The sequence below is a fragment of the Roseovarius sp. B-10 genome (assembly GCF_056859295.1).
Genome location: NZ_JBSXOE010000038.1, coordinates 211,232 through 233,501, shown reverse-complemented (window position 1 = coordinate 233,501; position 22,270 = coordinate 211,232). Strand labels below are relative to the sequence as shown.

General features: G+C 66.4%; 20 protein-coding genes. 8 read left to right on the top strand and 12 right to left on the bottom strand.

What is annotated here, in order from left to right; translation table 11 throughout:
• Positions 1-1,581 carry a Hint domain-containing protein gene (locus AC13D8_RS15920; protein WP_482969644.1) on the bottom strand — a complete coding sequence of 527 codons (1,581 nt, stop codon included), beginning with the start codon at positions 1,579-1,581 and terminating at the stop codon, positions 1-3.
• Positions 1,582-1,868: 287 nt separating this feature from the next.
• Here AC13D8_RS15920 and dapE point away from each other — a divergent pair, with 287 nt between their 5' ends.
• Positions 1,869-3,020 (top strand): succinyl-diaminopimelate desuccinylase, encoded by a 1,152-nt coding sequence (gene dapE, locus AC13D8_RS15915; RefSeq protein ID WP_482969643.1) that lies wholly within the window; start codon positions 1,869-1,871, stop codon positions 3,018-3,020.
• Positions 3,017-3,652, top strand: a complete 636-nt coding sequence (locus AC13D8_RS15910) for a TIGR04282 family arsenosugar biosynthesis glycosyltransferase (protein WP_482969642.1) — start codon at positions 3,017-3,019, stop codon at positions 3,650-3,652. Before dapE ends, AC13D8_RS15910 begins: the two co-directional genes overlap by 4 nt.
• Here the strand turns inward: AC13D8_RS15910 and AC13D8_RS15905 are convergent.
• Entirely contained in the window at positions 3,585-4,046 is a 462-nt protein-coding gene (locus AC13D8_RS15905; protein ID WP_482969641.1) for a GAF domain-containing protein, read from the bottom strand. The genes AC13D8_RS15910 and AC13D8_RS15905 overlap by 68 nt on opposite strands.
• 116 nt (positions 4,047-4,162) lie before the next feature.
• On the opposite strand from AC13D8_RS15905, the gene AC13D8_RS15900 reads away from it, so the two are divergent.
• Positions 4,163-4,624 carry a GNAT family N-acetyltransferase gene (locus tag AC13D8_RS15900; RefSeq protein ID WP_482969640.1) on the top strand — a complete coding sequence of 154 codons (462 nt, stop codon included), beginning with the start codon at positions 4,163-4,165 and terminating at the stop codon, positions 4,622-4,624.
• Here the strand turns inward: AC13D8_RS15900 and AC13D8_RS15895 are convergent.
• Positions 4,621-5,793 (bottom strand): thiolase family protein, encoded by a 1,173-nt coding sequence (locus AC13D8_RS15895; RefSeq protein ID WP_482969639.1) that lies wholly within the window; start codon positions 5,791-5,793, stop codon positions 4,621-4,623. The genes AC13D8_RS15900 and AC13D8_RS15895 overlap by 4 nt on opposite strands.
• 97 nt (positions 5,794-5,890) lie before the next feature.
• Here AC13D8_RS15895 and AC13D8_RS15890 point away from each other — a divergent pair, with 97 nt between their 5' ends.
• The 3 genes from AC13D8_RS15890 (at position 5,891) to AC13D8_RS15880 (ending at position 8,561) form a co-directional block, all read left to right on the top strand.
• Positions 5,891-6,229 carry an STAS domain-containing protein gene (locus tag AC13D8_RS15890; RefSeq protein ID WP_482969638.1) on the top strand — a complete coding sequence of 113 codons (339 nt, stop codon included), beginning with the start codon at positions 5,891-5,893 and terminating at the stop codon, positions 6,227-6,229.
• 66 nt (positions 6,230-6,295) lie between these two features.
• Positions 6,296-6,742: an ATP-binding protein gene (locus tag AC13D8_RS15885; protein WP_482969637.1), complete on the top strand. Its 447-nt coding sequence runs from the start codon at positions 6,296-6,298 to the stop codon at positions 6,740-6,742.
• Between the two features lie 241 nt (positions 6,743-6,983).
• Complete coding sequence (locus AC13D8_RS15880) at positions 6,984-8,561, top strand: gamma-glutamyltransferase family protein (RefSeq protein WP_482969636.1); 1,578 nt, start codon at positions 6,984-6,986, stop codon at positions 8,559-8,561.
• Between the two features lie 28 nt (positions 8,562-8,589).
• Here the strand turns inward: AC13D8_RS15880 and hspQ are convergent, their stop codons facing one another.
• A complete protein-coding gene (hspQ, locus tag AC13D8_RS15875; RefSeq protein ID WP_104019936.1) occupies positions 8,590-8,916 on the bottom strand; it encodes a heat shock protein HspQ in 327 nt (108 codons plus the stop codon).
• Between the two features lie 185 nt (positions 8,917-9,101).
• Here hspQ and AC13D8_RS15870 point away from each other — a divergent pair, with 185 nt between their 5' ends.
• A complete protein-coding gene (locus AC13D8_RS15870; RefSeq protein WP_482969635.1) occupies positions 9,102-9,698 on the top strand; it encodes a transglycosylase SLT domain-containing protein in 597 nt (198 codons plus the stop codon).
• 19 nt (positions 9,699-9,717) lie between these two features.
• Here AC13D8_RS15870 and AC13D8_RS15865 read toward each other — a convergent pair whose 3' ends face one another.
• The 3 genes from AC13D8_RS15865 to AC13D8_RS15855 all read right to left on the bottom strand — a co-directional run bounded on the left by AC13D8_RS15865 (position 9,718) and on the right by AC13D8_RS15855 (position 14,476).
• A complete protein-coding gene (locus tag AC13D8_RS15865; RefSeq protein WP_129433013.1) occupies positions 9,718-10,323 on the bottom strand; it encodes a LolA family protein in 606 nt (201 codons plus the stop codon).
• 77 nt (positions 10,324-10,400) lie between these two features.
• Positions 10,401-13,280 (bottom strand): DNA translocase FtsK, encoded by a 2,880-nt coding sequence (locus AC13D8_RS15860; protein WP_482969634.1) that lies wholly within the window; start codon positions 13,278-13,280, stop codon positions 10,401-10,403.
• Positions 13,281-13,297: 17 nt separating this feature from the next.
• Entirely contained in the window at positions 13,298-14,476 is a 1,179-nt protein-coding gene (locus AC13D8_RS15855; protein WP_482969633.1) for an aminotransferase class I/II-fold pyridoxal phosphate-dependent enzyme, read from the bottom strand.
• Positions 14,477-14,695: 219 nt separating this feature from the next.
• Between AC13D8_RS15855 and AC13D8_RS15850 the strand changes: the two genes are divergently transcribed.
• A complete protein-coding gene (locus AC13D8_RS15850) occupies positions 14,696-16,750 on the top strand; it encodes a hypothetical protein (protein ID WP_482969632.1) in 2,055 nt (684 codons plus the stop codon).
• A 133-nt stretch (positions 16,751-16,883) separates the two neighbouring features.
• Here AC13D8_RS15850 and AC13D8_RS15845 read toward each other — a convergent pair whose 3' ends face one another.
• From AC13D8_RS15845 to purH, 5 genes are all read right to left on the bottom strand, one after another.
• Complete coding sequence (locus tag AC13D8_RS15845) at positions 16,884-18,197, bottom strand: M16 family metallopeptidase (RefSeq protein WP_482969631.1); 1,314 nt, start codon at positions 18,195-18,197, stop codon at positions 16,884-16,886.
• Positions 18,194-19,519, bottom strand: a complete 1,326-nt coding sequence (locus tag AC13D8_RS15840; protein ID WP_482969630.1) for a M16 family metallopeptidase — start codon at positions 19,517-19,519, stop codon at positions 18,194-18,196. Before AC13D8_RS15840 ends, AC13D8_RS15845 begins: the two co-directional genes overlap by 4 nt.
• A gap of 69 nt (positions 19,520-19,588) precedes the next feature.
• Positions 19,589-20,122, bottom strand: a complete 534-nt coding sequence (locus AC13D8_RS15835) for a DUF3035 domain-containing protein (RefSeq protein ID WP_241691137.1) — start codon at positions 20,120-20,122, stop codon at positions 19,589-19,591.
• Between the two features lie 56 nt (positions 20,123-20,178).
• The gene (gene lspA, locus AC13D8_RS15830) at positions 20,179-20,649 is read right to left on the bottom strand and encodes a signal peptidase II (RefSeq protein ID WP_482969629.1); all 471 of its coding nucleotides are present in this window, start codon (positions 20,647-20,649) and stop codon (positions 20,179-20,181) included.
• A gap of 9 nt (positions 20,650-20,658) precedes the next feature.
• Complete coding sequence (gene purH / locus AC13D8_RS15825) at positions 20,659-22,248, bottom strand: bifunctional phosphoribosylaminoimidazolecarboxamide formyltransferase/IMP cyclohydrolase (RefSeq protein WP_482969628.1); 1,590 nt, start codon at positions 22,246-22,248, stop codon at positions 20,659-20,661.
• Positions 22,249-22,270: the final 22 nt, after the last annotated feature.

Here is a 22,270-nt window from a genome sequence, read left to right as displayed (position 1 = left end):
TCAGGCCGCCTGCCCCGGATGCAACAGAAGTCGCGCCTCGAAGGGCCGCAGCGTGCGCCGCGCTGCCGGGCTGTAGCCCGCCCCGGTCGCCGGGTCGATCTCGGGAAAGAGCGCGCATATCTCGGCGACGATGCCGGCCTCGAAACACTGCGCCGTCTGCGGCCCCGGCAGGAAACTCTCGGTAGCGAGTCCGCCCGACCAGATCACCTGATGCCGGTCGAACATAAGGTGAACATAGGTGACCTCGCCCCCCGCGACGCGACGCACCGTTCGGTCGTTGACCAGGTCGCGCGCCGCAACCAGCACCTCGCTCTCACCAAACAAAAGCTCGGCCAGCGCATCGCGCACCAGCACCCTGTGCAGCGGCGAAAGCCACGTCTCGTCATGCCGTCCGAACGTGTCTGCGGCGATGCGGATCGGCGCGAACGCGCCCGTCGCCGCCACTGTCCGGCTGCCGGTCCAACGCAGTGGCTGCGCCCCTTGGTCGCGGGTGAGCACCAGATCGCCGGGCTGCAATTCCTCAACCGGCACATCGCCCTCTGGCGTGCGGATGCGCGTTCCGGCGACGAAGCAAGGCACCGAATCGACCGTGACAAACCCGGTATCGGACGGTCCGGTGCTGCTCTCCACCCCGTAGGTAAAGGTAAACTGCTCGGTGTCGCCATCGCCGATCGCCGTTACCGTGCCGTCGGCGTTGAGCTGGATTTGCTGCCCCGAGGACAGCGTCACCACGTCACCTGCCGCCACCGCCTGCCCATTGAGATGGGTGATCGTCAGCGTGCCGCCCGTGTCGTTGACATCATTGCCCAGCACGTCGATGACGCGGCTACCGTCGGGAAAGAGCGTGGCGCTGTCATCCTGCGCCACCAGCGCGGTCTGCACGCTGTTGGCGGCGATCAGCACGGTGGAGTCGTAGCTGCTGTCAGCAACATCGGCGATGCCGATGCGGATATCGTTCTCCACGCCCGCATTGACGGGGATGGTTAGCGAGAGGGTGAGCGTGACCCCGTCCATCTCGGTGTTGAACTGGTCGGAGACGTTGTCCTGGAAAAGGTTCCCGTTGGTACCTCCGTTAATGTTGCCCGGGTCGATATCGCCATTCCCCAGAGACAGCGGCACCAGATCGCCATTGACCCAGACCCCAAAGAAATCCTGGAACGCGCTCGATGCGAATTCGGGGTATTCCTCCGAGGCAAAGACAAACTGCATCGTCATCACGTTACCGGTGGGCACGAAGGTCACGTCGAGATAGGACGCGTCATAGGTGAACGTGCCTGCGGCGGCGTTGAAATCGCTCACGCCGTTGGGGCCGCTGGAGCTGGTCGTGGTGCTGCTCGACTCGTTGGACTGGAACGGGTTGTTGTTGGTGAAACCGCGCAAGTCGCCGGTCGAGAACATCACGCCCGTATCACCCGGCACCACGCCCGGAGAGATCGCGTTGCCATCGGTGTAGATGCCCGAAGAATCACGGTCCCCGGTGTAATTCGCGCTGAGGATCGTGACCCCGTCGCCGAAGATGGTCTCGGCCATCTCCATGTCGGAGGCCTTGCGATCAATCGGGAGTTCTACACCTGCAACCATGTCCTACCCACCTCGCTCAGGGGAGGCAGGATACGCGGCCTTGACATGTCCAGAATGCCGCAACGCATCGCCGGGATGACGCGCCGCCAGTCTGTCCGATTGGGGCCATCCTGTCCGTTTACCGGATCTCGGACCCTGTCACTGCTCGTTCTCGACCTGCCTCGGTCTTTGTTTTGTCAAGTGATAGCAAATCTTTCCCGTATTGTTAAGGTTTATCCGTTCGTCTTGCCATTTGCACCAACGCGCGATCCGCGCTAGGCGAGCGCATCGCAAACAAAGGTCCGGCCATGCCTTCGTCCCCTCTCGATCCCGCGCGCCTCACCGCCGAACTCATTCGCTGCCCCTCGGTTACGCCCGAAGAGGGCGGCGCACTGCAGATACTGGATGATATCCTGACCGGCGCGGGCTTTGCCTGCACCCGCGTGAACCGCGGCGGGGTCGCCAATCTGTTCGCCCGCTGGGGGCCACAGGGCGCGGACCGGTCGTTCGGGTTCAATGGGCACACCGACGTGGTCCCCGTGGGCGACGAGGCCGCGTGGTCGGTGCCGCCGTTCGGCGCGGTGGAAAAGGACGGGATGCTCTGGGGGCGCGGGGCGACAGACATGAAGTCCGGCGTCGCTGCCTTCGTCGCCGCGGCTGTGGATTTCGTGGCCGACACACCGCCCGACGGCGCGGTGATCCTCGCCATCACCGGCGACGAGGAGGGAGATGCCGTGGACGGCACGCGCGCCCTGCTCGACTGGATGGACGAGAATGACGAGCGCATGACCGCCTGCATCGTGGGCGAGCCTACCTGCCCCGATCGCATGGGCGAGATGATCAAGATCGGGCGGCGTGGCTCGCTTGTCGCGCGGATCACGCTCACCGGGGTGCAGGGCCATTCCGCCTATCCGCACCGGGCAAAGAACCCCCTGCCCGCCATGGCCCGGCTGATGGACCGGCTGGCCTCGCACACACTCGACGAGGGCACCGAGCATTTCGACCCCTCGACGCTGGCCGTCGTCACCATAGACACCGGCAACCCGGCCACCAACGTGATCCCGGCGCAATGCCGCGCGACCGTCAATATCCGCTTCAACGACGCCCATGACAGCGCAAGTCTCATCGCCTGGATTCAGGCGGAGATCGACCGCGTGGCGGCCGAGTTCGGCGTCACTGGCGAGAAGCAGGTAAAGGTTTCAGGCGAGTCGTTCCTCACCCCGCCCGGCCCGCTCTCGGAAATGGTGGTGCGCGCGGTCGAGGCGGAAACCGGCGTCATGCCAGTGCTGTCGACCACGGGCGGCACCTCGGATGCGCGGTTTGTAAAGGATCACTGCCCGGTGGTGGAATTCGGCCTCGTCGGTCAGACCATGCACCAGGTGGACGAGCGGGTGGAGATTGACCAGATACACCAACTCAAGGCAATCTATACACAGATTTTACGCGATTACTTTACATGACGCGACAATCCCTCGTCGTGATGGTCAAGGAGCCGCACCCGGGCCGCGTCAAGACACGGCTGGGGCGTGAGCTGGGGATGATCGCCGCCGCCTGGTGGTTCCGCCATCAGGTCGCCCGCCTGCTGCGCCGGGTGGAAGACCCGCGCTGGCGACTGGTGCTGGCGGTCAGCCCCGATGCCGAGGGGCTGGCGAGCCGCGTCTGGCCCGCTCACCTGCCCCGCGTGCCTCAGGGCAAGGGCGATCTCGGGGACCGGATGGGGCGCATCTTCCGCAGCCTGCCGCCGGGGCCGGTCTGCATCGTCGGCGCGGATATTCCCGGAATCGACCGGCCACACATCGCCCGCGCTTTTGCCGCACTCGGGGGGCATGACGCGGTGATCGGCCCTGCGCCCGATGGTGGCTACTGGCTGATCGGGCTCAAGCGGACGACGGCGGTGCCCGCCCGGCTATTCGAGGGGGTTCGATGGTCGAGCGTGCATGCCCGCGCCGATACGGTCGCAAGCTTGGGGCGTTGCCGCGTGGCGCTCGTCGATACGCTGAGCGACGTGGATGAGGCCCGCGACCTCAGCCCCGCAACCGCTCAAAGACCAGCCGCAGGATTTCCGCCAGCCCCTGCGCGTCCGCCCCGGTAAAGGCTGCGGGCCGATCGCTGTCGATATCCAGCACGGCGATGATATCCCCCGACCCGTTTCGCACCGGCAGCACGATCTCCGAACGGGTCGACGAGGCGCAGGCGATATGGCCGGGAAAGGCGTCCACGTCATCGACAAGCTGCACCTCACCGGTCCGCGCCGCCGCGCCGCAGACCCCGCGCGAGAACGGGATTTGAAGGCAGCCATGGCCGCCCTGGTAGGGCCCGATCTTGAGCGTTTCCGGCCCGGTGACGCGGTAAAAGCCCGTCCAGTCGAACCGGTCATCGGCATGGTGCAGTTCGCAGACCACGGTAGCCATGAGGGCGACGGTGTCGGTCTCGCCCTCGGTCAGGGCCGCGATGCTCTTGATGATGCTGTCGTAATCTATGGTCATTGCAGCGGTATGCCATGTCGCGCGCGGGGGCGCCAGTGACGCGGTTGCATCCCGGCCCTCTCCCGTGGCAGGCCCGCGCCCCGAGAACCGAACCGATGCCCATCCAAGGAGTGACCATGCCTCGCCTGACCCTCCAGCGCAACGTGACCCGCGATCTTGCCCCGCTAGCCCGCCTTCTGGCCGACCCCGACGACCTGACCCTCGTCAATCCGCATGCCGCTCATCCCTTCGATCCGGGCGAATGGGCGATGAAATGGGTAGGCGAGCGCGACGATGAGACCTTCTACCTGCTCGACGAGGACGGGCGCGAGGTGGGTTTCTTCGCGCTGCGCGTGGGCATCGGCCCGGAGGTGCGACACCTGACCTACGTCTTCGTCGAGGAACGGATGAGGGGCGGCACGGGCGAGGAACTGGCCCGACTCGCCGAGGAGGCGGCGCAGGCCCTTGGCGCGCTGTCGATCACGCTCAAGGTCGAGTTGGAGAACGAAGTGGCGCTCAACCTCTACCGCAAGGCAGGATACGAGGAACTGTCGCGCCGCGGCGGCATGGCCACGATGCGGCGCGATCTGGACGGTTAGGCGCGCTCGATGGCGATGGCCGTGCCCTCGCCCCCACCGATGCAGATGGCGGCGACGCCGCGCTTCAGCCCCCGCTTTTCCAGCGCATTCAGCAGCGTCACCATGATCCGCGCACCCGAAGCGCCGATCGGATGACCCAGCGCACAGGCCCCGCCGTTGACGTTTACCCGCTCGCGCGGCAGCCCCATCTCGTGCATGAACGCCATCGGCACCACGGCAAAGGCCTCGTTGACCTCCCACAGATCCACGTCCTCGACGCCCCAGCCTAACCGCTTGAGCAGCTTCTGCGCCGCCGGCACCGGCGCGGTGGTGAACCAGCCCGGCGCCTGCGCGTGGCTCGCGTGACCGAGTATGCGCGCGCGAACGTTCAAACCCCGCGACTCCGCCGACTCCGCCGAGGCAAGCACCAACGCCGCCGCTCCGTCGCTGATCGAGGAGGAATTGGCGGCCGTCACCGTGCCGCCCTCGCGGAACGCCGGCTTGAGCTGCGGGATCTTGTCGGGCCGCGCCTTGGCGGGCTGTTCGTCGGCGGAGATCACCACCTCGCCCTTTCGGGTCTTGAGCGTTACCGGAGTGATCTCGCCTTCGAAGGCGCCGGATTTCTGCGCGTCGAGCGCTCCTTGCAGCGAGCCTATGGCGTACTCGTCCTGTGCCTCGCGGGTAAACTGGAACTTTTCGGCGCAGTCCTCGGCAAAGGTCCCCATCAGGCGGCCCTTGTCATAGGCGTCCTCGAGCCCATCGAGAAACATGTGATCTACCACCTGCGCGTGCCCGATCCGCGCGCCACCGCGCATCTTGGGCAGCAGGTAAGGTGCGCAAGACATAGATTCCATGCCACCCGCGATCATGGTTTCGGCGTGACCGAGGGCGATCTGGTCAAAGGCCATCATCGCCGCCTTCATCCCCGAACCGCACATCTTGTTGAGCGTTGTGGCAGGCACCTCCTGGCCCAAGCCCCCGGCAAAGCCCGCCTGCCGCGCCGGAGCCTGCCCCTGCCCTGCCGGCAGCACGCAGCCCATGAGCACCTCGTCCACGGTCTCTATTCCGGCCCCAGCCAGAGCGGCCCGGATCGCGGTGCCTCCCAGTTCGGCGGCGGGCACCCCGTCGAAATCGCCCTGAAATCCGCCCATCGGCGTGCGCGCCGCACCGGCGATCACAACTTCACGCATTGTCACTCCTCCTTGGGAACCCCGACCCGTGCTTACCGGATGGAAAGGAATCGGGTCTAGCCTCCCGTGTAATACTACGTAGCGTACCGGAGGAACGATGGAACTGCACGAAACCTGCCATGACGGGGTCAAGACCGTCTCCGTCACGGAGGCGCGGATCGACGCCGCCGCCGCCATCCGCTTCAAGGACGCCATGCGCGCAGTTACCGCCGACGGCCCAGACCACGTCGTGCTCGATCTGTCAAACGTGGATTTCGTCGATTCCAGCGGACTCGGTGCCATCGTCGCCGCGATGAAGCAAATGGGACAGGGGCGGCGGCTCGATCTCGCAGGGATGACACCGGACGTGGCCAAGGTCTTTAGGCTGACACGGATGGACACCGTCTTTGTCATCCACGACCGCGTCGATGGCGCGACGCAGCGTGACGCGGGCTGAGCGGTGCGGTGCGGCGGGGGCGGCAGCACAATGCGCGCCCGCGCGGCACCGGGACCGAACCGGCGCATGAGCGCGGGGTTCCACATGAACGCGGTGGCCGACGAGATGTCGGTGCGCGCCCTGCTGGTCGACATGCGCGCGCGGCTCCGTGAGCACGGACTAACGGAGGCCGCGTGCAGCACGGTGGAAATCGTGCTCGCCGAAGCCCTCAACAACATCGTGGAACATGCCTATACTGGCGCGGGTGCAGGCGAGATCGGCCTGCACGCCGTGCTCGTCCCCGACAGCCTCACTTGCACGCTAAGCGATCAGGGCGCGGCGCTGCCAGCGCCGCACCTGCCCGCAGGCCGCCTGCCGGATATGGGCGCTGGCGCGGATGCGCTTCCCGAGGGTGGATTTGGCTGGTTTCTGATCCGCAGTCTGACGCGCAGCGTGCGCTACGCGCGCGAGGTCGACACCAACCGACTTACGCTGTGTTTCGATCTGCCGGAACCTGACGGCGGGTATCGCTGACGCCCCAACCCTGCGCAACTGTCGCGTGTGTCCGTCTCAATATCACCTTATTCAGACCCAACTGCCGCCGCACGCGGATCGGACAAGAACAGGGTAGCTTCATATGGCTTCCCTCGGCGTCGCGTGTCATTGCCCCCACCCAGTGCGCGGCGCCGAGGTCTTCACTCTCCCGACACGGCATTGGCATTCTTCGCGACCCATCCTAGGGTGCGTCCGAATCGCAAAATCGGGGAGGCAGACCATGCGCGACTTCCATCTTCCGGGGCGCTCGGGCACCTATGCGGCCAACGGCATGTGCGCGACCTCGCACCCGCTCGCGGCGCGCACCGCCATAGACATTCTCGAACGCGGCGGCAACGCGATGGATGCCGCCATTGCCAGCGCCGTGCTGCTGGGCATCTGCGAGCCGCAGATGACCGGGATCGGCGGCGACTGCTTTGTACTCTTCACCAACCCCGGCGAACCGCGCGTCCGCGGGCTCAACGGCTCGGGGCGCGCGCCCGCCGCCGCCTCGGCCGCCGCGCTGCGCGCCCAAGGCAACACCAGCGTGCCGCTCCATAGCCCTCATGCCGTCACCGTTCCCTGTGCCATCGACGCATTCTGCCGACTGAGCGCGGATCACGGTCGTCTCGGGCTCGACACGCTGCTCGCCCCAGCGATCCACTATGCCGAGGAGGGCGTGCCGGTCGCGCCGCGCGTGGCTTTCGACTGGCCAGTGGCGGGCAAGGCGCTTCAGGGGCACGCGATGACGCATTACATGAAAGCCGGGCAACCGCTGGCGACCGGCGATATCTTTCATGCCCCGGGTCAGGCCGAGGTGCTGCGCCGCATCGCCCGTGACGGGCGCGCCGCCTTCTACGAGGGCGAGGTGGCCGACGACATGCTCGCCGCGCTCCACGCGCTGGACGGGGTCCACACGCAAGAAGATTTCGCGGCCGCCGCCAGCGATTATTCCGACCCCGTGAGCGGTGATTACAAGGGCACGACGCTGGTCGAGCACCCGCCCAACGGGCAGGGCGCGACGGCGATCCTGTTGCTCAACATCCTGCGCCATTTCGACATCGCGGCGATGGATCCGGGTAGTGCCGAGCGCATCCATATCGAGGCCGAGGCCACCAAGCTCGCCTATGACGCGCGCAACCGGTTCATCGCCGATCCCGATCGTACCGCGCGGCTCGACCACATGCTCGCCCCCGAAACCGCCGCGCGCCTCGCCGCGCTGATCGACCCGCGCCGCGCCATGTCGGCCGCTGCACCTTTGACGGAGGCCGTGCACCGCGACACCGTCTACATCACCGTGGTTGATCGCGACCGCATGGCAGTGTCATTCATCTACTCGATCTTCCACGGCTTCGGGTCCGGCATCGCGTCGGAGAAATTCGGCATCCTGCTGCAGAATCGCGGTGCGGGCTTCTCGCTTGAGGCTGGCCACCCCAACGAGATGGCGGGCGGCAAGCGCCCGATGCACACGATCATCCCCGCCATGCTGGCCGAGAACGGGCGCGTGACCATGCCCTTCGGCGTAATGGGTGGCGGCTATCAGCCCGCGGGCCACGCGCGGCTGGTGTCCAACATGGTGGATTTCGGCATGGACGTGCAGGCCGCCATCGACGCGCCGCGCGCCTTTGCCGATCCCACCGGCCTCAAGCTCGAGCGCGGGCACGCGCCGGGCGTGGCGCAGGCGCTCGCTGATCTCGGGCACGAGGTAATCGTCCCGCGCGAGCCGTTGGGCGGAGCGCAGGCGATCCGCATCCATGACAGCGGCGTGCTCGAGGGCGGCAGCGACGCGCGAAAGGACGGCTGCGCGCTGGGATACTGAGCGATAGGGCGGATATACCGCCCGCGCCTCAATTCAGCTGGAAATGCAACGGGTAGTATCCGTCCTCGAACGGCCCGAACAGGTCGGGGATGTCGGGATGGTCCACCGGCTCGCCGGAATAGTCGGCGACGAGGTTCTGCTCGCTCACATAGGCCACGTAATAGCTCTGATCGTTCTCGGCGAGCAGGTGGTAGAAGGGTTGCTCGCGCGACGGGCGGCTATCCTCGGGGATAGCGGCATACCATTCCTCGGTATTCGAGAATTCCGGATCCACGTCAAAGATCACCCCCCGAAAGGGATGCTTCTTGTGCCGAACCACCTGTCCGAGCGCGTATTTCGCCTGAGTCTTGATCATCGCCATTGCCCTAACACAGATATTTACCGCTGCAAGCGGGCTTTGTCCAACCGTGCGCCGAAACGAGCCGGAAACAGTCTGTGGACGACCGTGCGACAGGCCTTGGGCACGGGGAATTCGGGATTCCCCCGGATGCGCAAATCGACTACATTGGCAAAAAGCTTCAAATCGAAAGCGAGAGGCAGATGAGCAGGATTTTCGGTGCGCTTCTGGCGCTCTTGGTGCTGGCGTCCTGTGGCGGCGGCTACGGCGAGGCACCGCGCAATCTCGACAATGCCTGCGCCATCCTGGGCGAGCGGCCCGAGTACGCCCGCGCCTTTCAGGCGTCCGCGCGCCGTTGGGGAATCCCCGCGCATGTGCAGATGGCAACGATCTACCAGGAGAGCAAGTTCATCAGCGACGCGCGCACGCCCTATCGCTGGACGCTCGGCGTGATTCCTCGGGGGCGGATAAGTTCCGCCTATGGATACAGCCAGGCGCTCGACGGGACGTGGGAGGAATACAAGCGCGACGCCGGGCGCTGGGGCGCACGGCGCACGGATATCTTCGATTCGGCGGATTTCATCGGCTGGTACATGGCCCAGTCCTCCGAGAAGTTAGGGATTTCGCGCGCCGACGCGCGCAGCCAGTATCTCGCCTATCACGAGGGACGCACCGGGTTTTCCCGCGGCAACCACAATTCCAAGCCGTGGCTCTTACGCGTCGCCGCCGAGGTCGACGCGAGGGCCCAGCGTTACCGCGCGCAGATGTCGGCATGCCGTGCCGGGCGCGGCCTCGTTTGAGGGCGCGGGCGGCGCGCGTTCAGGGCTGGATGCGCGGCGTATCGCTGGTGCCGGGGATGACAAATTGCTCGTCGGCCAGGCGCACGTCGCGCTTCAGGTCACCCAGGATCACTGTGGTGCTGCCGCCATTGGCATCGTTGATGACCCACTGGCGCAACTCCACCGGATCGGCGGTAAAGACGAGATCGATGCTGCCGTATTCCGGATGAGCGGGATCCTGCGCGCGCACGGTGGTGGTCACCCCGTCGCTTGCATGACCCACAACCATGCGCTCGCGCGTGAGATCGACATTGCGCGCGAGGATGATCTTGAGCGGCGTACGGTGGAGCGGGTAGCCCTGCTTCTCGTTTGAGCGTGGATCGACGATGCCCACCGTGTCGCCATCGGCTACTACCAGTGCCTCCTCTGGCGGGTCATACTCGAAGCGCACGCGCCCGGGGCGCTTGAGCAGGATGCGCCCGGTGCTGATCGAGCCATCCTCGTTCACCTGCGTGAATTGCCCTTCTGCGGTCCGCAGACCGTTGAGATAGGATGAAATCTCACCCAGCGAGAGCTTCTCCGCCGCCGCCGGCAGCGCCATCGCCGCCCAGAGGACGGGAACCATCAGGATACGCAACTGTCTCATGCCCTCCAGATAAGCGGCCCCGCGCCGGATTACACCTGCGCGGGGCGGAAATTCTGCGCGCGCTGGCGGCAGCCTGCCTATTGCGGCTCGGGCACCAACACCTCGCGCTTGCCCACGTGGTTGGCGGCGCTGACCACGCCCTCGTCTTCCATCTGCTCCACCAGCCGCGCAGCCTTGTTATAGCCAATAGCCAGCTTGCGCTGGATATACGAGGTCGAGCATTTGCGGTCGCGCGCCACGATCGCCACCGCCTGATCATAGAGCGCGTCTTCGCCGTCGGTATTGCCGCCAGTGGCAAGCCCCAGCTTGGCGTCGATGGAATCGGCCGTATCGTCATCGGGGCCCTGCAACACGCTGCCCACGTATTCCGGCGGGCCATAGGCCTTGAGGTGGCTCACGACCTCCTCCACCTCCTCGTCGCTGACAAAAGGCGCGTGACAACGGGTGATCCGCCCGCCCCCGGCCATGTAGAGCATATCGCCCATGCCCAGAAGTTGCTCGGCCCCCTGCTCGCCCAGGATGGTGCGGCTGTCGATCTTCGACGTCACCTGAAAGCTGATTCTTGTGGGAAAATTGGCCTTGATCGTGCCGGTGATCACATCGACCGAGGGGCGCTGCGTGGCCATGATGAGGTGGATTCCGCTTGCCCGCGCCATCTGCGCCAGGCGCTGGATGCAGGCCTCGATCTCCTTGCCCGCCACCATCATCAGGTCGGCCATCTCGTCGACGATCACCACGATATAGGGTATCCGCTCGGGCGCGAACTCTTCCGTCTCGAAAACCGGCTCGCCGGTCTCGTCGTCAAAGCCCGTCTGCACCGTGCGGCTGAACATCTCGCCCTTCTTCAGCGCCTCGTCCACGCGGGCGTTGTAGCCGTCGATGTTGCGCACCCCCATCTTGGACATCTTGCGATAGCGGTCCTCCATCTCGGCCACCACCCATTTGAGCGCCACCACGGCCTTCTTGGGGTCGGTGACGACGGGGCTCAGGAGGTGCGGGATACCGTCATAGACGCTCAGCTCCAGCATCTTGGGGTCGATCATGATAAGCCGGCATTCATCGGGAGTGAGCTTGTAAAGCAGGCTCAGGATCATCGTATTGATCGCCACGGACTTGCCCGAGCCGGTGGTGCCAGCAATCAGGAGGTGCGGCATCTTGGAGAGGTTGGCGACCATCGGATCGCCGCCGATATCCTTGCCAAGTGCCAGCGGCAGCTTCTGATGACCGTCGCCATAGGCGCGGCTCGACAGTATCTCGCGGAAATTGACCATCTCGCGGTTGTCATTGGGCAGTTCGATCCCGATCACCGACCGCCCCGGCACCGTCGAGACCCGCGCCGACAGCGCCGCCATCGACCGCGCGATGTCATCGGCAAGCCCGATTACCCGGCTCGCCTTGAGGCCCGGCGCGGGCTCCAATTCGTACATGGTGACCACGGGACCGGGGCGCACGCTAACGATCTCGCCCTTGACGCCGTAATCGTCGAGCACGTTCTCCAGCATCCGCGCGTTTTCCTCCAGCGCGTCGTCGCTCAGGTGATGGCGCTGCACGGTCGCCGGATCGGTCAGAAGCGACAGCGGCGGCAGTTCGCAATCCGGGGCCTCGGCGGCAAAGGGCAGCGCGGGCTGCGCCTCGGCCATAGCGCGCGCCGAGGGCTGCGGAGCCTTGCGCGGCGGGTGCTGCACCACTTTGCGCGGCTCGGGCACGGGGATGCGCGGACGCTCCGTCGAACCCGGCGTAGCGTCCATCTCGGACATACCCATCTCCGGCATGTCCGGCTCGACGAGCGTGGTTTCCTCTTCGGGCGCGGGCGGCATAGTCAGACCGGTGGCCTCGCGCGCCGTGAGCGGCGGCTCGGGCGGCAGCGGTACATGAGGTGCGCCGTTCAGGATCAGCGGGTCGGGCCCGCGACCGCGGCCCTTGGTCAGCGGCGCGACCGATTCCACCTGCACCGCCGGGTTCTTCCGCACGCGTGTACGGATCACGTCTGCGATGCGCGCGCGAATGCGGTCTTCGGGCGGGGCATCGGCCGCCTCGGCCCCGGCTTCGCGCTCTACAAGCTCTGGTTCGGGCATCGCCTCGGGCCTGCGTAACAAGCCGGGCATCCGCGCCAGTAGCCCACCGGATTTTTCCGTTGCGGCGGCGGTGGCGGTACCGTCAAGGGTTGGCTCGGCGCGGCGCACGCGGGCCGCAGCCTGAGCCTGCCCGGCTTGCGGGGCGGCCTCCACCCGATTCTCCTGCGCCTGCGCCGCGGCCTCCGCGCGGCGGGCCCGCACCGCCTGACCGGCGCCAACGAGGCCGCCGATGCCACGCGCGGCCACCGCCCGAACCCCCGCGTAGGTCAGCACCAACCCAAGCACTAGGAACCGCCCGATCCGCCGCAGCTCGCCCCCGTCAAAGCCCAGCACGAAGGCACCTGCGGCTAGTACCAGCGCGCCCAGCCCCAGCGTCGAGAGCCGCAGACCCAGCCCCGGCCCGACCGGAAGGAGGCCCAGCAGCGTACCCAGGACCGTGTCACCGAACAACCCGCCAAGGCCAAAGCTGTGATGCGCGGCCCAGGTTTCGGACGGGGCCAGCGTCGCGCAGTAGAGCGACAGAATCGCCACCCAGACCGGCGCGAAGATAAGCCGACCGGGCGCGCGCTCGCCACCCAGATGCATCACGAGCCGCGCCCCCCAGACAAGTGGCAGGATCACCAGCCCCCAGGCCCCAAGGCCGATGATCATGTAGAGCGGGGCCGCCACCGACGCCCCGGGCGCGCCTAGCAGGTTGTCCACCGGCCCGTCGGTCGCCGCCATCCAGCTCGGATCTGTGGGAGTGTAAGAATACACGGTCGCCCCGGCGACCACCGCGAAGCCCAGCAGCATGAGACCGATCAGTTCCCTACCGCGCTTGCCCAGAGCCTGCGCCACAGTGCTGTCGATAAGCGGCTCGCGCCCACGTGTCTGGTATGCCATCTCGTCCTCGTCTCCGCTCATCCGTAGAGACAGCCGCGCAGGCGGCTCAGCCCGTGCGCCATCTCGTCCTCGGGGGCCACCATCGCCACCCGCACGAATCCCTTTCCGGGGTTCACCCCGCCCGCCTCCTGCGCGAGGTAGGCCCCGGGCAGCACCCGCACCCCCGTCTCGCGCCACAGCCGCAGTGCTGCCGCCTCGCCATCCGCCACCGGCAGCCACAGGAAGAACCCGGCCTCCGGCGGGCGATAGCCGGGCACGCCCGCCATGATCTCGTCAGCGCGTGCGTATTTTCGCGCGTAAAGGCGGCGATTCTCCACCACATGCGCTTCATCCGCCCAGAGCCTGGCCGCCGCGTGCTGCAACGGCATAGGCAAGGGCGCACCGGCGTAGTTACGCAACTGCCGCATGCGACGGATGCTCTCGGGTCCCGCTGCCACGAAGCCCGAGCGCAGCCCCGGCACGTTCGACCGCTTCGACAGGCTGTGAAACGCGACGATCCGCTCGGGATCGGCCCCCATCTCTTCTGCCACCTCCAACACGCCCGGTGGCGGGCCGTCGCGGTAGATCTCGGAATAGCATTCATCGGCGAAGATGCGAAAATCGTGCTTCTCGGCCAGCCCGATCACTTGCGCCCAATACTCCCGAGAGGCCACCGCGCCATGCGGATTGGACGGCGAGCAAAGGTAGGCCACCGTCACCCGGTCGAGCACCTCCGGCGGCACCGAGGCGAAATCCGGCAGGTAGCCCGTCTCGGCGGTGGCGTTGAGAAACACCGGCTCCGCCGCCACGCTCAGCGCCGCGACCATGTAGACCTGGTAGAATGGGTTGGGCACCAGAACCGCGGGTTGCCTGCCCCGCTTCGTTTCAGGGCAGAGCGCCATCATGGCATTATACAGCCCCTCCCGCGTGCCATTGAGCGCCAGCAGCCGCGTCTCGGGATCGGCCTGCACGCCATAGCGCCGCTCCAGCCAGTCGGCGGCAGCCTCCAGCAGCGCGGGCATTCCCTCGTTCACGGGATACTGCCCGAAGCCCGCCGCATTGGCCGCGATCTCCTCTGTGATCCACTCCGGAAAGGCGTGTTTCGGCTCGCCGATGGTCATGTGCACGACCTCGCCGCCCGGCGCATGCGCGTCGAGCAGCGCCCGCAGGCGCGGGAACGCATAGGCCGGTAGGTTCGAAAACCGCTCGGGATACATCGGATGTCTGCTCTGCTGCCTCGAATGCGGGGCATTTTATCCCCATTTTCAATGAATCTACTCCAGTCAGCGGGTTCAGGTCCAGAAAAACCAATGGCTTGACAGGCGAATTGTGGCATTTGCGCACAGCCACCGCCGCACGCAGCGATGGCCAAGGCTCCTGCCGCGCCCTATAGTGCGGCGAGGCGCATGGGCACATGGCAAGGAGAGCGATCCGCCATGCACACAGGACTTCGGCTCGTCCCGGCAATTCTTGCGATGATGGTCGGGCTGTTCGTCGCGGTCGCTATGGCCCGGTCCGCGGATGCCCCCCTGCCCGGAACCGGGCTTACCGCTCCCAGCCTCGCCATGGGGCTGAACGGGATCGTCGACCGGACCACCCAGCACCCGTTCATCAACGTGATGAAGACCGCCAGCCCGTGGATCGGGCACAGCGCACAGGAACGCGGCGCCTTTTCCACGGCTGCGTTACACGCGGGCGGCTATCTCGATGAAAGGGGCTGGCCGACGGCCCTGCCCGAGGGGGCGAGGGCTCTCGAAAGCTACGTGCTGACCGATCAGCCGGAGGGCGCCACACACCTGCGAGGCCGCTACCTTCTGCGTTACGCGGGCAACGGCGTGCTGCGCGTCACCGGGCGCGCCGATAACGTTCGCTACAATTACGACACGCGCGAAATCCGCTTCGATTACACCCCCGGCGACGGCTCCGTGGTGCTGCGGCTGCGGGAAACCGATGCCAAAGACCCGCTGCGCGACATCACCATCGTCCACGAGGATCATCTCGCGCCCCACGCTGCGGGGGCGATCTTCAACCCGCTCTGGATCGACCGCATCGCTGACCTTCGCCTCCTGAGATTTACCGACTGGCAACTCACCAACGGCTCGGACCAGGTGACATGGGCGGACCGCCCGACGCCGCTAGACGCCACCTATGGCTGGCGCGGGGTGCCGGTCGAGGTGATGGTGGCGCTCGCCAACAGGATCGGGGCCGATCCGTGGGTCAACATGCCTCACGCCGCCGATGACGCCTATATGCGCGCATTCGCCACCTATATGCGCGACCATCTCAACCCGGGCCTGAAGGTGCACGTGGAATATTCCAACGAGCTGTGGAACGTGGCCTTTCCTCAGGCGATCTGGGCCCAAGAGGCGGCCACCTCGCTTTGGGGCGAGGGCGCACCCGAAGACGCCTGGATGCAATTCGCGGGGATGCGCGCGGCCCAGATGGCGGATATCTGGCGCACGGTCTTTGCCGACGCGCCGGGGCGTCTGTCGCTGGTCGCCGGCGTGCATACTGCCTGGCCGGGGTTGGAGGTGCCGATGCTCACAGCACCGCTCGCCGTGGCGGCCGGGCAGATCGACGCGCCCCCCTCGGCCAGCTTCGACGCCTACGCCGTCTCGGGCTTTTTCGGTCACGAGCTGGGGGCCGAGAACATGGCCACCACGGTCGAGAGCTGGATCACCGCCAGCCGCGCCGTGGCCCGCGCCCGCGCTGTCGAGACCGAGGCCAACCCGGAGGCGGCGGTCGCCGCGCATGGCTACGAGCTTGCCTTCGACCTCGCGGCACAGGCGCTGCGGCAGGGCTCGCTCGGCGCGCTCCTGGGCGAAATCCTCCCCTACCACGCCGACGTGGCGGCGCGTCATGATCTGCAACTGGTCATGTATGGCGGTGGCTCCCATGTGGTGGGAAACGGTGCCGTGACAGGCAACGCCCCACTCACCGACTTCTTCACCGCGTTCAACTACGCGCCGCAGATGGGCGCGCTCTACGAGGAGCTGCTCGCCGGCTGGCGCGCGGCAGGCGGGACGTTCTTCAACGCCTTCGTGGACGTGGCCGCAGCCTCGAAATGGGGAAGCTGGGGCGCGCTGCGCCATCTCAACGACGACACGCCCCGCTGGAATGTCCTCATGCGCGCCAATGCCACGCAGCCCCACTGGGACGACCCGCGCCCGCCCGGCACGTTCCTGCACGGGGCGCTGCGGCGCGCGGGCGACAAGGCGGCGCGGCTCGCGGGAACCGCCAAGGCGGATATCCTGATTGGCGGCCCAGGCGACGACATACTTATCGGACAGGACGGCGACGACCGGCTTCACGGCGGGACGGGCAAGGATCGCGCGATCCTGCCGGGGCTGCGCACGGATTACGAGATCGTGCAAGAAGGAGCGCAGGTGATCCTGCGGGGACGCGGTAACATCGTTACGATGGTTGCAATTGAAGCAGTTGAGTTCAGTGGCGCGCAAGGTCAGGTTCATGCCCTCGCTGACCTGATCTAGGGCTATGCCCCGAAGCAGTGGCGTTGGGCACAGGCTGGCCGGAAGCGATGCCTCCCGGCTGCGTTCTCGCTCGCGGATCGTCAAACGTCCTTCGACTTTCGCCTGAAAATAACGAACCGTCCCTCGCCCGGACTCAGTTCACCGTGCTTTCCACCCCTTCGGGTTGCCCGACCACGACGAAGGTCAGCCGATCGGGGTCGAGCCACTCGCGTGCCACGCGGTTAATCTCTTCAAGCGTGATCTCCTCGATCATCTCGTTGCGGTTGGCGATGTATTTGACAGGCAGCCCGTCCACCTGCATCCCCACGGCGATCGAGGCGATCTGTGCGTTGCCCTCGAAACGCAGCGGGTAGGCACCGGTGAGGTAGGTCTTGGCGTCCTCGAGTTCCTCCGCCGTCACCCCCTCGTCGCGCAGCCGCGCCCATTGGTCGCGAATCACCGCGATGGCCTCGGCCACGCGCCCGTTGGCCGAGGCGACCGAGCCCATCCAGAGATCGGCCGCGTCCTTGTTGGCGAGGTAAGAATAGACACCATAGGTCAACCCCCGCTTCTCGCGCACCTCGGTCATCAGGCGGCTCTCGAACCCGCCCCCGCCGAGGATGTGATTGAGCACATAGGCGGTGAGGAAATCAGGATGGTCACGGTCGGGGCCGCGCTGCGCGAATAGCGCAATGGATTGTGGCGTCTCGAATTCGACTACCTTGATGCCACCAGGTAGGGTCGGATCGGCCTCGCCGGGCAGCGACGCACCGGTGGCAGGCAAATCGCCCAGCAAGCGGTCGAGCAACGCGCCCAACTCTTCGGCGGATATGTCACCCACAGCGCTGATATGAACACGGTCGCGCGCGAGTGCGGCGCGGTGCGCGGTGACGATATCCTCACGGGCGAGGCTGCTCACGCTCTCGATGGTACCCTCGCCCGGGCGCCCATAGGGGTGATCGCCGTAGATCAACCGCGATGCCGCGCGCCCGGCGAGGCTGCGCGGGTTGGTCTGATCCGAGCGCAGCCCCGAAAGCACCTGCGCGCGCACCCGCTCGATGGCCTCGGGGTCGAAACGCGGGGCGATCAGGCTGTCGCGCAGCAAATCGACCGCCTCCGCGCGCCGCTCGGTCAGGAACTGTGCCGAGACGCTCACCGTGTCGTCGCCCGCGCCATAGCCGAACCGCGCCGCAAGCTCCTCGGCGGCGCGCGCGAATTCCTGCGCATCGCGCGCCCCCGCTCCTTCCTCCAGCAGCCCGGTCATCAGGTTGACCGCCCCCGCCTTGCCCTCGAGGTCCAGCGAGGTGCCGCCGCGAAACCGTATTTCCAGCGCGACAAAGGGGATCGAGTGATCCTCGACGAGCCACGCGTCGATGCCGCCTGGGCTCGTGACTTGCTCGACATCCACCGCGGCGCGCGCGGGAAGCGCCGCCAACACCATGATTGCAACAAGGGCGAACCGGATCATTGCGTCACCTCCGGGGCCATCAGGTAGCCCGTTACCGATCTCTCGCGGTCGAGCACGTTGCGCGCCGCGTCCATGATCTCCTCGTCCGTGGTCTCCTGCAGGATGTCAGGCCATGCCTGCACATCCGCCACGGTCAGCCCCTGTGTCAGCGCGCGCCCATAGCGTTGCGCCAGCGCCGTGACGTCGTCGCGCTCGTAGATTTCCTGCGCGCGCAACTGGCTCTTGATCCTCTCCAGATGCTCGGGGTCGGGGCCCGTTTCGAGGAACCCGGTCAGCACCTCGCCGAGCGCAGCCTCGGCTTCGGCCAACGTTACGCCAGGGGCGGGAACCACCACGAAATCGAGGCTCGCGTCATCGAGCGACATGCCCGAATACCACGCACCCACCTGCACGGCGATGCTCTGCTCGAATTGCAGCGCCTCGTTGAGCACCGATGTCTGTCCGTTGCCCAGAAGCGCCGCCAGAAGCGTGAGCGCCGCCGCCTCGCGCTGCGCGCCGCTGTCGCGCTCGGGCGCGAGGTAGGAGCGCGCGACGTAGGGCTGCGACACCCGCGGATCGCGCAGGATCAGCCTCCGCTCGGCAAGTTGCGGCGGCTCCTGCGGCCGGATGCGCTCGGGCAGGTCCGGGTTGGCCGGGATCGGGCCGTAATGTTTCTCTGCCAGCGCGCGCACTTCCTCGGGGTCGGCATCGCCGGCGACGATCAGGATGGCGTTGTTGGGCGCATAATATGTGCTGTAGAAATCCACCGCCGCCGCGCGGTCGAGCGCCTCCATCTCATGCCGCCAGCCAATGATCGGCGCGCCGTAGGGGTGGTTGAGATATTGCGTCGCTCCCATCCGCTCGCGAAAGAGCGCTGCGGGGCTGTTCTCGACCCGCTGGTTGCGCTCTTCGAGAATCACGTCGCGCTCGGTGGCGATGTCGTCGTCGGAGAGGCGCAGATTGGCCATGCGATCGGCCTCCATCTCCATCACGAGGCCAAGCCGGTCAGCTGCAATGCGCTGGAAATAGGCAGTGTAATCATAGCTGGTAAAGGCGTTGTCGGTGCCGCCATGGCGCGCCACTGTAGCCGAGAACTCGCCTGGCTCCAGCGTCTCGGTGCCCTTGAATAGCAAGTGTTCGAGGAAATGCGCCACCCCCGACATGCCGGGCGGCTCGTCCGCCGATCCGGCCCGATACCACACCATCTGGGTCACCGCCGGGGCACGGTGATCCTCGATCACCACCACCTCCATACCGTTATCGAGGGTAAAGTTGGTCACCGGCCCCGCCCACGCGGGGCCGAAGGGGATCACCAGAAGCAGCGCGACGATCAGACGGCGCATGACGGGCCTCCGCGTTCGAGAAACGATTGATCTCTAGATACGCCCCGCGCGCCGTGTTTCAAGCGGCGATCACTGATCCTTGGGCGCCGGCGGTGCCGCCGGGGTGCGCACGCCTCTGCGGCGCAGACGCTGCTCCTCGGCATAGGGGTCGAGCCACTGGTCTTTGTAGGCCTGGGTGTAATCGTCGGAGGGCAGTATGCGCAGGATGTTCACGTTTCCGTAGTCACGGCGTAGCTCGCGATCTTCGGCGGCGAGCGTCTGGCGGATCGCCGGATTCCGGTCGTACCGCGCGGCATGGTTCAACAGTCCGGCATTGGCCGCGGAGGGCGCCCCGGTACGCCGCGCGCCCGCGTTCCCGCCCAGCGCCGCGATCCCGTCGGCAACCGGGTCCTGATCGGTGCGGTTGCCCCCCCCCGGTACTGGCTCGGGTAGCGCGGCCACGTCCTCGGGCATTTCCAGCGGCTTGCCGGGTATGATCGAGAACTCGTCCGGCCCGTTGCCCTTGTGCCTGATCTTCCTGAGCGACACCTCGTCGTCGCGCGCGCCTCCACAGCCCGCCACGATTACGACAGCCAACAGCGTCAGAACGGTTTTCCGCGGCATCCACATAGCCACACTCCTTGCGCTTTGGGGTGGTTTACCGCATGCGTCCGCCGAGGTCACGAGGGCTTTTTCGTGCCGGGCAGCAACACAATGCCGAAGGCACCCGCGAAGATCGCCAGATCGGCCACGTTGAACGCGAACGGGTTGTCGATGCCACAGCACGACATATTGAGAAAATCCGCCACCGCGCCATATATCAACCGGTCAACGACATTGCCCAGCGCGCCACCCACCAGCACCCCCGCCGCGAACCGCTGCAGCCGCCCGGGGTGCTCGGTATGAACCCACCAAAGCACCGCCACCACGATCATCAGCGCCACGGCGATAAGCGCCCAGCGCATGACCGCACCGTGATCAGAGAGAATCCCGAAATTGATTCCCGTGTTCCACGCCATGCGCAGGTTTAGAAACGGTGGCCAAACCTCGATCCATCCCAGACTGCGCAGATCGAGCATGTGAACCACGAGGTATTTCGTGGCCTGGTCGAGCAGAAAGACCCAGAAGGCCACCCAGAAAACAGTGCGCATCGGCCCGCCTCAGTGCCGGAAATGGCGCTGACCGGTCAGCACCATCGCCAGCCCCGCTTTGTCCGCCGCCGCGATTACCTCGTCGTCGCGCATCGACCCGCCGGGATGGATGACCGCGGTGGCCCCCGCATCAGCGGCCGTCATCAGCCCGTCGGCGAAGGGAAAGAACGCGTCCGACGCCACTACGCTGCCCTCGGTCAGCGGCACGGGCAATCCCAGCGTCTCGGCCATGTCACGCGCCTTGCGCGCGGCGATCCGGCAACTGTCCACACGGCTCATCTGGCCCGCGCCGACTCCGACCGTGGCGCCATCCTTCACATAAACGATGGCGTTGGATTTCACATGCTTGGCCACCGTCCAGGCAAATAGCATGTCCGACATTTCTCGATCCGTCGGCGCGCGCTTCGTCACCACCCGCAGATCATCGGCGCTCAGGCGTCCCGCATCCTTCTCCTGCACCAGGTAGCCGCCCGAAACCTGCCTGATCATCCGCCCCGGCGCCGCCGGGTCGGCCAGCCCGCCGGTCAGCAAGAGCCGCAGGTTCTTCTTCTTGGCAAAAATACTCATTGCCGCCTCATCGGCCCCGGGTGCAATCACCACTTCGGTGAAAATCCCGGCGATCTCTTCCGCCGTTGCCGCATCAAGCGAATGATTCAGCGCGATGATACCGCCGAAGGCGGAGGTGCGGTCGCAGTCGAAGGCGCTCTTGTAGGCGTCGAGTAGCGTCGCGCCACGCGCCACGCCACAGGGATTGGCGTGTTTGATGATGGCGCAGGCGGGGCCGTCTTCAGGCGCGAACTCGCTGACCAACTCGAAGGCGGCGTCGGTGTCGTTGATGTTGTTGTAGCTCAGCTCCTTGCCCTGCACCTGCCGCGCAGTGGCCACGCCGGGGCGATCGGAGCCGTCGGTGTAGAACGCGGCACTCTGATGCGGATTCTCGCCATAGCGCAGCACCTGCGCGAGCGTCCCGGCAAAGGCGCGACGGCGCGGGGCGGGTTCGTCGATGGCCTCTGCCATCCAGGTGCTCACCGCCGCGTCATAGGCCGCTGTGCGCGCGTAGGCGCGCTGCGCCAGCTTGCGGCGGAATTCAGGGCAGGTCGCGCCGCCATGCTGATCCATGTCGCCCAGCACCTTATCGTAATCCTCGACATCCACCACCACGGTCACATGCGCATGGTTCTTGGCCGCCGCACGAATCATCGCCGGGCCGCCGATGTCTATATTCTCCACGCAGGTATCGTAGTCGGCACCCTTGGCCACGGTCTCTTCGAACGGGTAGAGATTGACTATCAGGAGGTCGATTGGCGCGATCCCGTGCGCCTCCATCGCCGCCACGTGACCCGGGTTGTCACGCAGCGCCAGCAACCCGCCATGCACCATCGGGTGGAGCGTCTTGACGCGCCCATCCATCATCTCGGGAAAGCCGGTCACCTCTGCCACGTCGCGCACCGCGAGCCCAGCTTCGCGCAGGGCGCGCGCGGTGCCACCGGTCGAGACGAGTTCCACGCCACGCTCCGCCAACGCGCGGCCAAGATCGGCAAGACCAGTCTTGTCGGAAACGGAGAGAAGGGCGCGGGTCACTGGCGCGAGATCGGTCATTGGTTGTGGGTCCTGTCAAAAT

What these genes read in the sequence shown, in the direction of transcription:
- AC13D8_RS15920 (WP_482969644.1), bottom strand. Translation starts at nt 1,581, where the DNA reads ATGGTTGCAGGTGTAGAACTCCCGATTGATCGCAAGGCCTCCGACATG.
- dapE (WP_482969643.1), top strand. Translation starts at nt 1,869, where the DNA reads ATGCCTTCGTCCCCTCTCGATCCCGCGCGCCTCACCGCCGAACTCATT.
- AC13D8_RS15910 (WP_482969642.1), top strand. Translation starts at nt 3,017, where the DNA reads ATGACGCGACAATCCCTCGTCGTGATGGTCAAGGAGCCGCACCCGGGC.
- AC13D8_RS15905 (WP_482969641.1), bottom strand. Translation starts at nt 4,046, where the DNA reads ATGACCATAGATTACGACAGCATCATCAAGAGCATCGCGGCCCTGACC.
- AC13D8_RS15900 (WP_482969640.1), top strand. Translation starts at nt 4,163, where the DNA reads ATGCCTCGCCTGACCCTCCAGCGCAACGTGACCCGCGATCTTGCCCCG.
- AC13D8_RS15895 (WP_482969639.1), bottom strand. Translation starts at nt 5,793, where the DNA reads ATGCGTGAAGTTGTGATCGCCGGTGCGGCGCGCACGCCGATGGGCGGA.
- AC13D8_RS15890 (WP_482969638.1), top strand. Translation starts at nt 5,891, where the DNA reads ATGGAACTGCACGAAACCTGCCATGACGGGGTCAAGACCGTCTCCGTC.
- AC13D8_RS15885 (WP_482969637.1), top strand. Translation starts at nt 6,296, where the DNA reads ATGAGCGCGGGGTTCCACATGAACGCGGTGGCCGACGAGATGTCGGTG.
- AC13D8_RS15880 (WP_482969636.1), top strand. Translation starts at nt 6,984, where the DNA reads ATGCGCGACTTCCATCTTCCGGGGCGCTCGGGCACCTATGCGGCCAAC.
- hspQ (WP_104019936.1), bottom strand. Translation starts at nt 8,916, where the DNA reads ATGATCAAGACTCAGGCGAAATACGCGCTCGGACAGGTGGTTCGGCAC.
- AC13D8_RS15870 (WP_482969635.1), top strand. Translation starts at nt 9,102, where the DNA reads ATGAGCAGGATTTTCGGTGCGCTTCTGGCGCTCTTGGTGCTGGCGTCC.
- AC13D8_RS15865 (WP_129433013.1), bottom strand. Translation starts at nt 10,323, where the DNA reads ATGAGACAGTTGCGTATCCTGATGGTTCCCGTCCTCTGGGCGGCGATG.
- AC13D8_RS15860 (WP_482969634.1), bottom strand. Translation starts at nt 13,280, where the DNA reads ATGGCATACCAGACACGTGGGCGCGAGCCGCTTATCGACAGCACTGTG.
- AC13D8_RS15855 (WP_482969633.1), bottom strand. Translation starts at nt 14,476, where the DNA reads ATGTATCCCGAGCGGTTTTCGAACCTACCGGCCTATGCGTTCCCGCGC.
- AC13D8_RS15850 (WP_482969632.1), top strand. Translation starts at nt 14,696, where the DNA reads ATGCACACAGGACTTCGGCTCGTCCCGGCAATTCTTGCGATGATGGTC.
- AC13D8_RS15845 (WP_482969631.1), bottom strand. Translation starts at nt 18,197, where the DNA reads ATGATCCGGTTCGCCCTTGTTGCAATCATGGTGTTGGCGGCGCTTCCC.
- AC13D8_RS15840 (WP_482969630.1), bottom strand. Translation starts at nt 19,519, where the DNA reads ATGCGCCGTCTGATCGTCGCGCTGCTTCTGGTGATCCCCTTCGGCCCC.
- AC13D8_RS15835 (WP_241691137.1), bottom strand. Translation starts at nt 20,122, where the DNA reads ATGCCGCGGAAAACCGTTCTGACGCTGTTGGCTGTCGTAATCGTGGCG.
- lspA (WP_482969629.1), bottom strand. Translation starts at nt 20,649, where the DNA reads ATGCGCACTGTTTTCTGGGTGGCCTTCTGGGTCTTTCTGCTCGACCAG.
- purH (WP_482969628.1), bottom strand. Translation starts at nt 22,248, where the DNA reads ATGACCGATCTCGCGCCAGTGACCCGCGCCCTTCTCTCCGTTTCCGAC.